Genomic DNA, 13,269 nt, shown 5'->3' on the forward strand with positions numbered 1-13,269 from the left:
ATGAAATTCATTTTACTGATGTTTCTATTCCTTTTCCTTTTTGTGTCTTCTTTTGCGCAACTTGTCTTTAGAGCTGATAATGGTTCACAAGTAACAGTTATTGTAAACCAAAAGCAGGCTCTTAAGAGCTATTTCGTTATTACAAGTAAAGATGTTGAACCTATCACTTTAACAATCCAAAAAGATACTACTGTTAATAACGTTCAGTTCGTAAGGCTTTTTTCTCCTGATTATCATTTTACAATGTTTATTCAAATTCCAGAATCTCTTAGGGCTGTTGCCCTTTATGATGATGATTTGAAACTTGTTAATAATTATCAGTGTGATAATTACAGTTTAATTGGTAAGTCTTCTGCTCTTTCCTCCCCTTTTGATAGTCTTATAAAACCAGAAGCTATTATACCTTTGCTACGTATGCTATTATTTTAAAAATATTATAATATTTTCGAAATTGTTATTTATATTAGCAACGCGGTTCCGTTGATGGAAACCGCTTCGTTCCTTAAAGCCATTTGGCATTGATACTTTTCGTACTTCCCTACTCGTAATGCGTTCTCACACGCTTTGATTCTTACAGGGAATATTCACAAATAATACTTATCATACTGTTAGCTATTTGATAGTTGAAAGTATTTTTTTAGCCTCGCTTAAATGATTTTCCAGCTTTGGAAGATCATCTTTAGAAAGGGTATTAATGGCTGCATTAGTATTTGTGCTGCCATCACGAAACAGCTCTATAACTTTTTCATGATCGCTAACCATCATTTGCATGTAGGCTTTATCAAAATCAGCGCCCGTTTTGGTGGAAAGCACATTGATCATGTTTCTATGTTCTTCATTCACAGAGTTTGTAATACTAACGTATTTATCTGCTGCTAACTTTTTCAGCTTGTTTCCCATCTCTGTATGATCGGTAATCATCATTTTGGCAAATTGGGTTACTTGTGCATTAGATGAATTCTTTAGTGCAATGTTAGCAGCCGTAATTTCTGTTAATCCAGCTTCATTGGCATTAGTTATAAATTTTAAACCTGCATCATCAACCATCGTTTTGTTGTTATAATTTTTGGCTTTCCTGTTTTCACGGCAAGCTTCCATATAACAGCAGGATAATGCAATCAGGCTACACAGCAGTATTTTCTTCATCGCAGATTTTTTATAATGATATGGTTATAACAAGCCAATGCTTATCTGGTTTACATATTAATGACATAATCAAGCATTTATATCAGGCCAGATTACGACCGGCATTAACTATACCGTAGACTGTTCTTATAGCCAGTTTTTTGCAGGTTGCTTCTATTTCAGTATTGGCTGCATTTTGCATTAATGCCAGTGCATAATGTTGTATGGTAACTAATGGCAATATAATGCGCTCACGTAAAGCAATAGAATGCTTTTCTACAGGTGAATTTTGCATCATGGCTTCTGATTCTGTGAGCGCCAACAGCAATTCTTTTGATAATTCAAATTCATCTTTCAGCATTCTCCAAAACTCGCCGTATTTAACGTCTTCGGCCAGATAAGCAGTTATTCTGAAATCAGACTTCGACATTGACATCATGCAGTTATCAATCATGGTATTAAAAAATCCTGATTTTCGGTATAATTCCTTTATCTCCTCCCAGGCCCCTGCTTGCTTTATTTTTTGCAAAGCAGTGCCCATACCATAAAAGCCGGGTATGTTTTGCTTGAGCTGACTCCATGCCGTAACAAAGCTTATAGCCCTTAAATCTTCCAATTTAAGCGGGCCATCGGCATTGCGTTTAGTAGGCCGACTACTGATGTTGGCATTTGAAAGCAGTGTTAACGGGCTTAAATTTTCAAGATATTCAGTAAATACCGGGTGTACACGTAATTGGTTAAAAGCATCATAACTTGCTTCTGCCATTACTGATAGTAATTCTTTGTGCCGGTTATCAAGTAAGTCATTATGTTCAGGATGTAATGCGGATATTAAGCCGGCATTTAATAATTGCTCTATGTTAAAACGTGCAGTTTCAGCTGAACCGTATTGTGAACTTACCGTTTGACCCTGTATGGTGAGTTGTATATGCTCGTTAGCAATTTCTTTACCCATTGCTGCATAAAAACGGTGCGTTTTACCGCCACCGCGTGCCGGCGGACCTCCCCTCCCATCAAAAAACGCTAAATCAATACTATACCTTTTGGCCAAAGCTGTTAGTTCTACTTTAGCTTTGTAAATAGACCAGTTTGCCATTAAGTAGCCGCCATCTTTGGTACTATCCGAAAAGCCAAGCATAATGCTTTGATGATTGCCTCTCAACTTTAAATGCTGTTGATATACCGGGTGCTGGTACAGCGTTTCCATTACGCGTGCTGCATTAGCTAAATCATTCACCGTTTCAAACAATGGCATGAAATCTATGCACAGCGCATCCTGCTGCCAACCTGTCCACAAAAACAGGTTCATTAGCTGTAGAATATCCGAAGCTTCCTGACAGTTACTGATTATAAACCGGTTACATGCCTTTTCACCATTGGCCTGCTGTATTGATCTCATCAATCTGATTGTACACAATGCATCCTTAACCAGCGCCTCTGCATCTTCGGCCTGTGTACAATTAAAATCAGCCGAATTAAAGGTTAGTGTATACAGTTTGTCGTCTTCATTCAAAGTCATGTAATCAGATTTCAGTCCGGTGTTAATTTCGGGCCGATCAATACCATATTCAAATACTTTGCGCAGCACCCGGCTATCTTGTCTGATGTCGAGTGTGGCGAAATAGCACCCGTAGAGTCTTACTTTATGGATGAAATTGTTCAGTACATCGGTAAAAAGCCCATCGTGGTTTTGGTTTAATGTGTTTACAACCGATTGTAATATGTTGAGCATCTCCTGTTGCAGATCCTCAGGCTGTTCCGGAGGGTTGAAAGCGTTGGTATACAGCAAGGCTTCTAATTGCTGCATGGGCTCCTCAACGCCTCTGAATGTAATGCGGCGTTTAAGTACCCTGAAATCGCGGTAATAGCACCTGAATATTACATGCCTTAACGTTTCGGCTACAGTTTGAGTTGAATCTACGTTTACGTTTGGATTACCATCGCGGTCACCGCCGGGCCAGAAACCCAATTCTAACAGCTGATGCTGAGGATCTGTTAATGCAAATTCCTGTCCGATACGGCTTTCAATACCTGCTACAGTATGATAGAATACGTTTTCTAAAAACCAGATGAGGCTCAAAGCTTCGTCTACGGGCGTTGGTGATTCTTTGTTTAAAAAAGGCGTTTTACCTAACTGCTGTAACAGCAAATTTATGCTGTTAATGTCATTGTGCTTTAAGGCCTCTGTTAAATCAGTGATGATACCTAATACCGGGCCGGGGTAAAACTGGGTGGGATGAGCGGTGAGCACCAGGCGTAATGACAAACGCTCCAGCTTTTGCTTTACTTTATCAAAGTTAGTTGTGCTGATACTGGTATGCTGTATTAAGCTTGTTAAGGTACCGGTTTCATCTGTACGGTTAAGTTTGCTGAATGAGGCATCTTCAATTGCATCAAAAAGCACTACCTGCCTTTCAATGTATTGTATGAACCGAAAAAGGCGGTTGATTTGCTCTTCTTTGCCAATACCAGGTACGTGCTTGTCAAAAAAAGACCCGATAATTTCCATTGGGGACTGAAGTGCTGCTGTACCCTTTTCGCAATGCGCACTGAAGAAGGGCAGTAAAATACCTGTATCCTTTACCTGATAAAAAGGCAGTGTCAGGAAAAGGCTGTTGTACAATTCAAACCGGGTGACTACTTCCTGGTTAAAAATGGTTTCTTTAGCGGTGGCAGCGGGCAGAGATGACATAGATGCGAAGTAAGCATTAATAAAATAAAATACAACCCTTTTGATCTTAATGCAGGCTAAACTTAAACTGTTGTTATCAGTTTATTGAAGTACCGTTAACTTTGGGCATTTACTACCTGATTCAGGTAGTATTGCTTTAAGCGCATACATCTTACCGGATTCATGAGAATAAACAGTCGCGAACTTAAAAGTTTTTTCTACAGTCAATACTTTTCTGATGGATTGCGCATTTCTGCTGGTTTATTACTGCCGGCGCTCACTTTCGCATTCTTTAACCAACTGGAATTAGGCATTACCCTATCACTGGGGGCCATCAGCGTAAGCGTGACAGATACGCCCGGGCCGGTTGTGCATAAGCGTGTGGCTTTACTGATAAGTTCGCTCTTGGCTTTTGTAATTGCAGTGATTACCGGGTTCGCCCATTTCAATTTAGTGATATTAGGGATAGAAATCACCTTGTTTTCCTTCCTGTTCTCCATGTTTACGGTGTATGGCAACCGTGCAGCTTCGGTAGGTACGGCAGCGCTGCTTACCATCATTTTTGTTATGGATCGCGGCTTACAAGCCAACCAGGTACTAACTTACAGCATTACCATTTTAGCGGGCGGGTTGTGGTATACGCTTATGAGCCTTGCCTTTTTTAGCATTCGCCCTTATCGTGCGGCAGAACAGGCGCTGGCAGAAAACATTACTGATACAGCGCTCTTCCTTCGCATAAAAGGTGATTTTTATTTGCCCGGCACCAATGTGGATGAAAATTACCGCAAACTGGTTACCCAGCAAATTCAGGTAAGCCAGCACCAGGATATCGTGCGCGAACTCCTGTTTAAAAGCAGGCTGGTAGTTAAAGAATCAACCAACATCAGCCGTATGCTATTGCTGATGTTTGTAGATCTGGTAGACCTATTTGAGCAAATTTTAGCCACCCATTATGATTATGATACCATACGCGAAAAGTTTTCCTCTTCGGGTGTGTTGCCCCATATCGGAAAGCTATCGCACCTGATGGCCGATCAGTTGGAGAATATTGCCTATGCCCTGCTTACCGGAACCGGTTTTGAAAACAAGGTAGATTTTATAAAGGAACTTGACCAGCTGAAGGCACACATAGATGAAGCAGGTAGTGCCGTTGACATTAACAATATTGTGCTTAAAAAAATCCTGATCAATCTGCGCGATCTGAACCAGAAGATAATCAGTCTTGGTTATTACTATACTGCCCGCACCGGCACTAAGCTAATGGAAACCCGGCGTGAATTGCAATATGCCAAATTCGTATCGCATCAGGATTACTCGCCCCGCATCCTGCTTGACAATCTTACCCTCAAATCAGCTGTTTTTAAGCATGCGCTGCGGGTATGCATTGCCTGCCTTGCAGGCTTTATTGTTACTAAAAGCAGCCTGCTTATCCTGTGGGTTAATGCTGTTACCGGCAAGCACCTCATGTTTGGCCATCATAGCTATTGGGTACTGCTTACTATTATTGTTATTTTAAAACCCGGCTTCAGTTTATCCAAACAACGTAATTTTCAACGGCTGGCGGGTACTATAATCGGCGGACTGGTAGGCGTATTAATTTTATCAGTAATTCATAACAACTATGTACAATTTGCATTTTTGAGCGTATTTATGGTTTTAGCCTATAGCTTCACACGTACCAACTATGTAGTAAGCGTATTTTTCATGACGCCATACGTGCTTATCATGTTTAAGCTTTTAGGCGTTGGCCACCTCAATATTGCCGAGGAACGGGTGGCAGATACCATTATTGGTTCTATGCTGGCATTTATTGCCAGTTATACACTCTTTCCCGCCTGGGAATCGCAGCAGATAAAGCAACATTTGTATGAAGTACTGAATGCCAATATTAATTACCTGATTAAGGTAGCTAATGAAATTTCGGGCAAACGGGTTAGCGTTACCGATTTTAAACTTACCCGTAAAGAAGTATATGTTAAATCGGCCAATTTATCTGCTGCGTTTCAGCGAATGACATCGGAGCCTAAAAGCAAACAGCATAAGGCTAAGGACGTACACAAATTTGTAGTATTAAATCATATCTTATCTTCATACCTAGCCACTATTGCGGCCGGATTCACCGCAAAGGAACTGCACAAAGCACAGGCAGCAAATTTAAAATTAGTTAAGCGCAGCTTCAATATTTTAAATGACAGCAGCCTTAAACTTGGCGGCGAAAAAATAGAATTTAACTGGAATAAAGTTCCGGAAGCTGAAGCAGTGCCCATAAATGAAGAAGATACGCTGATTAAGGATCAGTTGGGCTTTATCACTAAAATCAGCACTGATATTGCAAAGGTTACTGACACTATTCTGGCTTAAATCTTTTCAGTTAAGTGTTTCCAGTAGCGTTTTGGAATATGGCGCAGGTGTAATTTGGTGTTTTTACGGGCGGGAATGTTAGCGCTTTTAAAATAATTCTTCCATAAATCCTGATATAATCCTTCTTCCTCACTGTAAGCATACACGGTGTGCTCGGGTTTGGCAGTAGCAAAATCCAGGCTGATAAACTGGGTATCGTGCAAATCATAATACAGGCCGTAACAACGCTTCAGGTCATAAATAATCCATTTCTGGTCGGCATAGCGGCTTTTAAAATGTTTGATCAGCAATGGTAAAACGTTAAAATCGGGTTCAATGGCCGCATAAAAAGTTTCGTCTTTTAGTTTTTTGAACCGGATAAAGGCTTCCATACGGTGCTTTTCCCGGCGCATCATTTTTACCAGTTCTGATACCCGCATTACGTATTTGTTGCCATAATCCTCTTCTATGTTTTGGGCAGAGTCAAACACATACCGAATGTAGCCCAATAATATATTATCCTCAGCAGCTGTATCACATAAGTAAGCGGTGTATAACCGCTGCACACCCATATCAGACAAACGCTGCCGCAGGCCCCGTAGCACACGTACTGCCCGCCGGTCATCAGTAGTGATTTTAATTACATCCTCAAACAAAGCTGTTTCCCGCAACTCATTTTTTTCGAGCCTTACATGGCCTAACCTGCGGTCGTATACATCGAATACTGCGGTGAGTAAACCTTCAAAGCTTCCATCATATAATAAGGTAGTCATACAGATATTAAAAAAGGTTGAGCTGAACCGTTGAGTTTTTCAAATACTTACTGTGCGATTCGGCCAGTATATATTGCTTGATAGCTGTACCTGTTAGATCACGGCGTTCAAACTGGTTACTGTTGCAGGTAATAAAATACTTTGCACGGTTTACAGCAATACCAATAGCTTTAAGGTGATCCCAGTTGAGTTTGCGGAACTGCCGTGCGCTTACAATCTTTTGAGCGGATTGTACACCAATGCCCGGGATGCGCATAATAACTTTTAAATCAGCCTTATTGATATCAACCGGGAACACCTGCAGGTTACGCAGGGCCCAGCCCAATTTGGGATCAATATCTAAATCCAGGTGAGGCTGCGTTTCATCCAATATCTCACTCACATGAAAACCATAGTTGCGCATCAGCCAGTCGGCCTGGTACAGGCGGTTTTCGCGCACCATGGGTACGCTGGTATGTAAAGCGGGCAGCCGGCTGTCGCTTAGCACCGGTACATAACCGGAGTAATAGACCCGCTTCATGTTAAAGTTCTTATAAAAGTGGTTTGCCGTATGCAGTATTTGCCGGTCATTTTCGGGCGTAGCACCAATAATTACCTGGGTGCTTTGCCCGGCCGGTGCAAAAGCGGGTGTGCTTTTAAACAGCTTCTTTTCGGCATTATGCAAAATGATCTCATTCTTCAAATAGCGCATCGGTTTGATCATTTCCTGATGGCTTTTATCAGGAGCCAGCAGCTTCAAGCCTGCTTCGGTAGGCATTTCCAGATTCACGCTTAAGCGGTCGGCATATAAACCGGCTTCATGCATTATTTCATCGCTGGCTCCAGGGATGGATTTTAAATGAATGTAGCCGTTGAAATTATGCTCAGTACGAAGCTTTTTGGCTACCCTCACCAACCGCTCCATGGTATAATCGGCATCCTTAAAGATGCCGGAGCTTAAGAATAAGCCTTCTATATAATTACGCCGGTAAAAATTAATGGTTAGATCTACTACTTCCTGTACGGTAAACGCTGCCCGTTTAATATCGTTGCTTTTGCGCGACACACAATAAGCACAATCAAAAATGCAATGATTGGTCAGCAGTATCTTTAACAGCGATACACATCTTCCGTCTTCGGTATAGGTATGGCAAATGCCATTACTCGCATTACCCAGGCCCTTATCCTTATTCTTCCGCTTGCTGCCGCTGGATGCACAGGATACATCATATTTGGCGGCATCGGCCAGTATATTAAGCTTTTCGGTAATACGGTCCATGTTCATAAGCAATCAAATTTACTAATATTATTAGCAAATCAAAATTCCTGCCAATAAAACATCTGCGCTGCTATTCAGGTTAACACCATAAAGAATTTAACATGGAAAAAGTATATACAGCAGTAGTAACCGCAAAAGGCGGGCGCGACGGAAGCATAAAATCGTCGGACGGTGTACTGAGCCTGGATTTGAAAAAGCCTGTTGAGATGGGCGGCGAAGGCGGAAATCATACCAACCCCGAACAGTTGTTTGCCGGGGCTTATGGCGCCTGTTATTTAGGTGCATTAGGTACCGTAGCCAAGCATGATGGCATAGATGTAAGCGAGGCCACAGCCGAAGTACATGTGAGTTTTAACAAGGACGGCAACGCTTATGCCCTCTCGGCTGAGCTACATGTACACATTCCCGGTCAGGGCCTGCAAGAGGCGCAGCATTTAGCCGAAAAGGCGCACCGGGCCTGCCCCTATTCAAAGGCCATCAGGGGCAATGTGGACGTAAAAGTGATAGCCGTTGAGCGATAGTAAGGCATATGGCATGAGCAATAAGTTGAGGTGCCACACCTCCCGGATCAGCCCACAAAAGTGTAAACCCAAAGTTTACACTTTTCAAAAAAATATTTGATTAAACTGCTGATATTCAGTGTATTGTAAAAAACCAGGGTTTACACTTTTTAGAGCTTTTAGTTGTACCTTTTAACGCGGTTTTCCCGCCTTAAAATCTGTAAATATACGGGTAGTAACTGTTTACCACCCGTATATTTCACTATGTTTTAAACAGCTTCTTCCTGTAGCCGGGTATGCTCCGGGCGGCCATTTTTAAAGGCTTTACGCGGTGTAAGGCCCAGTAATTCAAACATGGCCATATCGGTATCAATTGCAGGATTAGGTGTGGTTAAAAGTTTATCGCCGGCAAACAGCGAGTTTGCGCCGGCCATAAAGCACAAGGCTTGCTCTACGGTGCTCATTTCCGTTCGGCCTGCCGACAAGCGCACTACGGTTTTGGGCATAATAATGCGGGCGGTAGCAATCATGCGCACCATATCCCAAACAGAAACGCGCGGCTGCTCGCCCAGCGGCGTACCTTTTACCGGTACCAGTGCGTTGATGGGCACCGATTCGGGATGCTTAGGCAGAGTGCTTAACGTTTTCAGCATCGAAATACGGTCGGCTTCAGTTTCGCCTAAGCCGATGATTCCGCCGCTGCATACGGTTAATTTGGCCTTACGTACGTTTTCAAGCGTTTTTAGGCGATCATCATAAGTACGGGTGGTGATGATACGCTTATAATCATCTTCCGAAGTGTCCAGGTTGTGGTTGTAGGCATATAAACCCGCATCGGCCAGGCGCTGGGCCTGCTGCTCGTTAAGCATGCCTAAGGTACAGCACACCTCCATATCCATAGCGTTAACCGCCTGCACCATTTCAATCACCTTGTCAAAATCCCGGTTATCCCGTACCTCGCGCCAGGCGGCCCCCATGCACAAACGCGAAGCGCCTCCGGCCTTAGCCTTTCCGGCAGCGGCAATTACCTCGTCCTTCGGCATAATAGCGTGTACATTCACGCCGGTATTATAACGCGCCGCCTGCGGACAGTACGCGCAATCCTCGGGGCAACCACCCGTCTTGATGGAAATCAGCGAGCTGATCTGTACTTCGCTGTAATCCTGATTTTCGCGGTGAACAGTGGCAGCACGATAAATCAGATCGAGCAGCGGGCTGTGGTATATCTCTGAAATTTCCTCTATCGTCCAGTTGTTTCTGATTTCAGTCATACTTCAAAATTTTCTGCTTCAAATTTATAATAAAAGCCGGGTTGCCAGCCATAGCGGCAGCAAAAATCCGATACAATCTGTAAATGTGGTGATAATGATAGAAGAGGCCACAGCAGGGTCGATGCCAAAACGTTTTAATAATAGCGGAATGCTGGCTCCGGTAAGTCCGGCAACCATCAGATTACCGGTCATGGCTAAAAACAGCACCAGGCCCAGCATTGGGTTGCCATCGTATAACAATGCCACGCCCAATACAATTAAACCGTTACTGGCGCCATTGATCAGCCCTACCAAAAACTCTTTAAAAACGGTTTTATAAGCCTGCCTGTCGGTTAAATCGGTTAAGGAGATGCGCCGTACCGTTACCGCCAGCGCCTGTGTGGCAGAGTTACCCCCCATACCTGCAATAATGGTCATATAAGCCGACATTACAGTAAGCTGCTTTAAGGTACTATCAAAATGCCGGATGATAGAAGCGGCTAAAAAAGCCGTGCCTAAGTTAAGCACCAGCCAGGGCAAACGGCTTTTTACCGCATCGCGCCAGTTACCGCTCAGTTCTTCGTCTTCTGATACGCCCGAAATCTTAAGCATGTCTTCTGTGTTCTCCTCCTGCAATACATCGATGATATCATCAACGGTTACCCGGCCCAGCAGCTTCATCTTGCGGTCTACCACAGGTACACTGATGAGGTTGTACTGGGAAATTAACCGGGCTACTTCTTCCTGGTCCAGCCCCGATTCTACATATACAAACTCGGTTTTTATCAACTCCTGAACCAGCACATCGGTACGCGCTTTTATAACATCCTTAATGGAAAGTATGCCCTGTAAGGTGCCGTTGTCATCTACCGCATAAATGGTATAAAACTCCTCCATTTCCTCAGACTGGCGGATGATCTCGTCTAATGCATCTTTTTTACTCTGATGAATACCTACCTTAATAAGGTCGGTATTCATCAACCCGCCTGCGGTATCTTCGGGATAGCTGAGCAGGTTACGTATCTCTGTGGCGTCCTCCTGGTCAATATCACTTAACAGCTCTTGCTGCTCATGCTCTTCCAGTTGCGAAATAATATCAGTGGCATCATCATAATCCAGCTCTTCAATAATTTCCGACCGCTTTTCAGGGTTCAGGCTGATGAGCAAATCCTCGGGATGGTGCTCGTCCCCCATTTCGGCTAATATCTCGGAGGCGATATCTACCGGCAGGATATTGATGATCTTTTCCCTTTCCTCCGGCAACAGCTTTTCAAATAGTATGGCAACTTCCGAAGCATGATAGTCTTCCAATACCTTTTTCAATTCCTGATCACCGCTGTCTAAAGCAGTTTTCAATCTTAACAGGTCGCTCCGGTTCAGCTCAAATGATTGCATACCCTGCAAGATAAGCATTAACGTTAATACCACCTAAAAAAGGCAGCGCCGCAAGCTATCCCAAATGGTTCCCTTTGTTGATATAAACAGACTAATACAGGAAAACCCGGAATACTTACATGGTATAATTATAGGTGGTTGAAACGCCGGTCAGGTTACTTAACTTTTGTAAAATGGTATTCACCTGCGTTTTCCTGATAGCTACCTGAACAGACGACGTATTGTCAAATGATTGCTTTATAACTTCCAACTGCTCGTCCTTGATCAGCCGCATAATGGTGTTCATTTGCTGGTAATCAAATATAATGGTGTACACATCAGTAATGCTTTGCTGTACAATTTTGGCAGCGGCAAGCGTTTGCTCTGTTGTGGTTTTATAAGCATTGATCAGCCCCGGCACACCAAGCAGCGTACCGCCGAAATATCGCACCACCACCATGCCTATATTGGTTATATCTTTGGATAACAGGGTATTAAGTATTGGCCGGCCCGCAGTACCGGATGGTTCGCCGTCGTCATTTACCTTGAATATCGAGCGGTCTGGCGTTAAACGCCAGGCCCAGCAGTGGTGCGCTGCCTTAGGGTGCCCGGCTTTAATGCCGGCCAGTTGCTGCTTAAATTCAGCTTCGGTTCTAACTGGAAAGGCAATGCCGGTGAACTTGCTTCCCCGGTCGGTAAATACGCTTTCCGCCGGTTGCTGCAGGGTGTTATAAGTATCGTCAAAGAGCATCAGGACTAACTCAGTTGAATGGAGGTGAAGCGGGTGGTAACAAGCAAATTTATGATTATTGCCGCCCTTTATTTGTTATAAACGAATCTTTGGCCGCCATAAACGGCCATAAAAGTGCATAAACTGCCAAAAACGTTGTGCGAAAGATGCAGGGCGTTAAAACAACGCATCGTGGTAAAAAATTTGTAACCGGTCGGTACCAACCTGGTGTTCTTCCAGACAGTTACCGCTGATGCGTGGCGCCATAATGCCGCCCTGCAAAAGCGAAGCGCCGGTGAATACGCGCGCCTCGTCCCATAACCCGGCCTCAATAAAAGAATTTAGGGTGGCCGCACCTCCTTCCACAATTAAGGATTGCACGTCCTGTAAATACAACTGGTAAGCAATGTATTGCGGCACATAGCGGTCAAAATCTTCTAAAGCAATGTATTTTACATTACCTTCCACATCCGTTTTCACTTCGTTGAATACAAAGGTATCCGCCTCGCTATTAAATATATGCAAATCTGAAGGCAGTTCCAGCCTGCGGTCTATTACCACACGTTTGGGGTTTTTGCCCTGGCCGTAGCGAACATTTAACTGCGGGTTATCTGTTAACGCGGTGTTTTTGCCAACCAGTATGGCGGCTTCCTCACTCCGCCACTGGTGCACCAGGCGGCGCGAGGTGTCGTTGGTGATCCAGTGCTGCCGCCCGTTGGCCGGGGCAAAACAGCCGTCGGCGGTTTGCGCCCATTTCAGTATGATGTAGGGCCGGTGTTTGGTAACCCTGGTGAAGAAACGCTTGTTCAGTTGCCGGCATTCATGGGCTAACACCCCAACCGTTACCTGTATGCCCGCCTGCTCCAGCTTCTCTATGCCCCTGCCGTTTACCGCATCGAACGGATCGCGGCAGCCTGCTACCACACGGGGAATGCGGCGCTTGATAATAAGGTCGGCGCAGGGCGGGGTTTTTCCATAATGGGCACAGGGTTCCAGGGAAACGTAAATGGTTGATTGTTCCAGCAACTCACCGGCATTTTCAAAATTTGAAAGCACATCATTTACGGCATTAACCTCGGCATGGGCCTTGCCATATTGCTGATGATAGCCCTCACCTATGATCGTGTTCTGGTATACAATTACCGCGCCTACCATCGGGTTAGGGCTTACCTGTCCTGCGCCCAACGCGGCAAGCTCCAGGCAGCGGCGCATATAAATTTCATCAACCTGCATGTGCAAAAGTAGCTT

General features: G+C 44.1%; 11 protein-coding genes. 3 read left to right on the forward strand and 8 right to left on the reverse strand.

Annotation, left to right across the window (positions count from 1 at the left end; translation table 11 throughout):
• Positions 1 to 429 (forward strand): hypothetical protein, encoded by a 429-nt coding sequence (locus tag ACY652_RS16825; RefSeq protein ID WP_462265545.1) that lies wholly within the window; start codon positions 1 to 3, stop codon positions 427 to 429.
• 183 nt (positions 430 to 612) lie between these two features.
• Here the strand turns inward: ACY652_RS16825 and ACY652_RS16830 are convergent, their stop codons facing one another.
• Together ACY652_RS16830 and ACY652_RS16835 are read right to left on the reverse strand one after the other, a co-directional pair.
• Positions 613 to 1,146, reverse strand: coding sequence for a DUF4142 domain-containing protein (locus ACY652_RS16830; RefSeq protein ID WP_462265546.1), 534 nt, complete (start codon positions 1,144 to 1,146; stop codon positions 613 to 615).
• An 82-nt stretch (positions 1,147 to 1,228) separates the two neighbouring features.
• Positions 1,229 to 3,817, reverse strand: coding sequence for a phosphoenolpyruvate carboxylase (locus ACY652_RS16835; RefSeq protein ID WP_462265547.1), 2,589 nt, complete (start codon positions 3,815 to 3,817; stop codon positions 1,229 to 1,231).
• Between the two features lie 162 nt (positions 3,818 to 3,979).
• On the opposite strand from ACY652_RS16835, the gene ACY652_RS16840 reads away from it, so the two are divergent.
• Entirely contained in the window at positions 3,980 to 6,157 is a 2,178-nt protein-coding gene (locus ACY652_RS16840) for an FUSC family protein (protein WP_462265548.1), read from the forward strand.
• On the opposite strand, the gene ACY652_RS16845 is transcribed toward ACY652_RS16840, so the two are convergent.
• Both ACY652_RS16845 and ACY652_RS16850 read right to left on the reverse strand, forming a co-directional pair.
• Positions 6,154 to 6,909 (reverse strand): TIGR03915 family putative DNA repair protein, encoded by a 756-nt coding sequence (locus tag ACY652_RS16845; RefSeq protein ID WP_462265549.1) that lies wholly within the window; start codon positions 6,907 to 6,909, stop codon positions 6,154 to 6,156. The genes ACY652_RS16840 and ACY652_RS16845 overlap by 4 nt on opposite strands.
• 7 nt (positions 6,910 to 6,916) lie before the next feature.
• Positions 6,917 to 8,173 carry a putative DNA modification/repair radical SAM protein gene (locus tag ACY652_RS16850; RefSeq protein ID WP_462265550.1) on the reverse strand — a complete coding sequence of 419 codons (1,257 nt, stop codon included), beginning with the start codon at positions 8,171 to 8,173 and terminating at the stop codon, positions 6,917 to 6,919.
• A gap of 95 nt (positions 8,174 to 8,268) precedes the next feature.
• On the opposite strand from ACY652_RS16850, the gene ACY652_RS16855 reads away from it, so the two are divergent.
• Complete coding sequence (locus tag ACY652_RS16855) at positions 8,269 to 8,688, forward strand: Ohr family peroxiredoxin (RefSeq protein WP_462265551.1); 420 nt, start codon at positions 8,269 to 8,271, stop codon at positions 8,686 to 8,688.
• A gap of 248 nt (positions 8,689 to 8,936) precedes the next feature.
• Here ACY652_RS16855 and bioB read toward each other — a convergent pair whose 3' ends face one another.
• From bioB to ribD, 4 genes are all read right to left on the reverse strand, one after another.
• Entirely contained in the window at positions 8,937 to 9,938 is a 1,002-nt protein-coding gene (bioB, locus tag ACY652_RS16860; protein ID WP_462265552.1) for a biotin synthase BioB, read from the reverse strand.
• Between the two features lie 24 nt (positions 9,939 to 9,962).
• A complete protein-coding gene (gene mgtE / locus ACY652_RS16865; protein ID WP_462265553.1) occupies positions 9,963 to 11,330 on the reverse strand; it encodes a magnesium transporter in 1,368 nt (455 codons plus the stop codon).
• 97 nt (positions 11,331 to 11,427) lie between these two features.
• Complete coding sequence (locus ACY652_RS16870) at positions 11,428 to 12,042, reverse strand: IMPACT family protein (RefSeq protein WP_462265554.1); 615 nt, start codon at positions 12,040 to 12,042, stop codon at positions 11,428 to 11,430.
• 156 nt (positions 12,043 to 12,198) lie between these two features.
• Positions 12,199 to 13,254, reverse strand: coding sequence for a bifunctional diaminohydroxyphosphoribosylaminopyrimidine deaminase/5-amino-6-(5-phosphoribosylamino)uracil reductase RibD (gene ribD, locus ACY652_RS16875; RefSeq protein WP_462265555.1), 1,056 nt, complete (start codon positions 13,252 to 13,254; stop codon positions 12,199 to 12,201).
• Positions 13,255 to 13,269: the final 15 nt, after the last annotated feature.

Origin of the sequence: Mucilaginibacter sp. (genome assembly GCF_965200995.1) — a bacterium.
Taxonomy (GTDB): Bacteria; Bacteroidota; Bacteroidia; order Sphingobacteriales; family Sphingobacteriaceae; genus Mucilaginibacter.

What these genes read in the sequence shown, in the direction of transcription:
- ACY652_RS16850 (WP_462265550.1), bottom strand. Translation starts at nt 8,173, where the DNA reads ATGAACATGGACCGTATTACCGAAAAGCTTAATATACTGGCCGATGCC.
- ACY652_RS16835 (WP_462265547.1), bottom strand. Translation starts at nt 3,817, where the DNA reads ATGTCATCTCTGCCCGCTGCCACCGCTAAAGAAACCATTTTTAACCAG.
- ACY652_RS16830 (WP_462265546.1), bottom strand. Translation starts at nt 1,146, where the DNA reads ATGAAGAAAATACTGCTGTGTAGCCTGATTGCATTATCCTGCTGTTAT.
- ribD (WP_462265555.1), bottom strand. Translation starts at nt 13,254, where the DNA reads ATGCAGGTTGATGAAATTTATATGCGCCGCTGCCTGGAGCTTGCCGCG.
- bioB (WP_462265552.1), bottom strand. Translation starts at nt 9,938, where the DNA reads ATGACTGAAATCAGAAACAACTGGACGATAGAGGAAATTTCAGAGATA.
- mgtE (WP_462265553.1), bottom strand. Translation starts at nt 11,330, where the DNA reads ATGCTTATCTTGCAGGGTATGCAATCATTTGAGCTGAACCGGAGCGAC.
- ACY652_RS16840 (WP_462265548.1), top strand. Translation starts at nt 3,980, where the DNA reads ATGAGAATAAACAGTCGCGAACTTAAAAGTTTTTTCTACAGTCAATAC.
- ACY652_RS16845 (WP_462265549.1), bottom strand. Translation starts at nt 6,909, where the DNA reads ATGACTACCTTATTATATGATGGAAGCTTTGAAGGTTTACTCACCGCA.
- ACY652_RS16825 (WP_462265545.1), top strand. Translation starts at nt 1, where the DNA reads ATGAAATTCATTTTACTGATGTTTCTATTCCTTTTCCTTTTTGTGTCT.
- ACY652_RS16870 (WP_462265554.1), bottom strand. Translation starts at nt 12,042, where the DNA reads ATGCTCTTTGACGATACTTATAACACCCTGCAGCAACCGGCGGAAAGC.
- ACY652_RS16855 (WP_462265551.1), top strand. Translation starts at nt 8,269, where the DNA reads ATGGAAAAAGTATATACAGCAGTAGTAACCGCAAAAGGCGGGCGCGAC.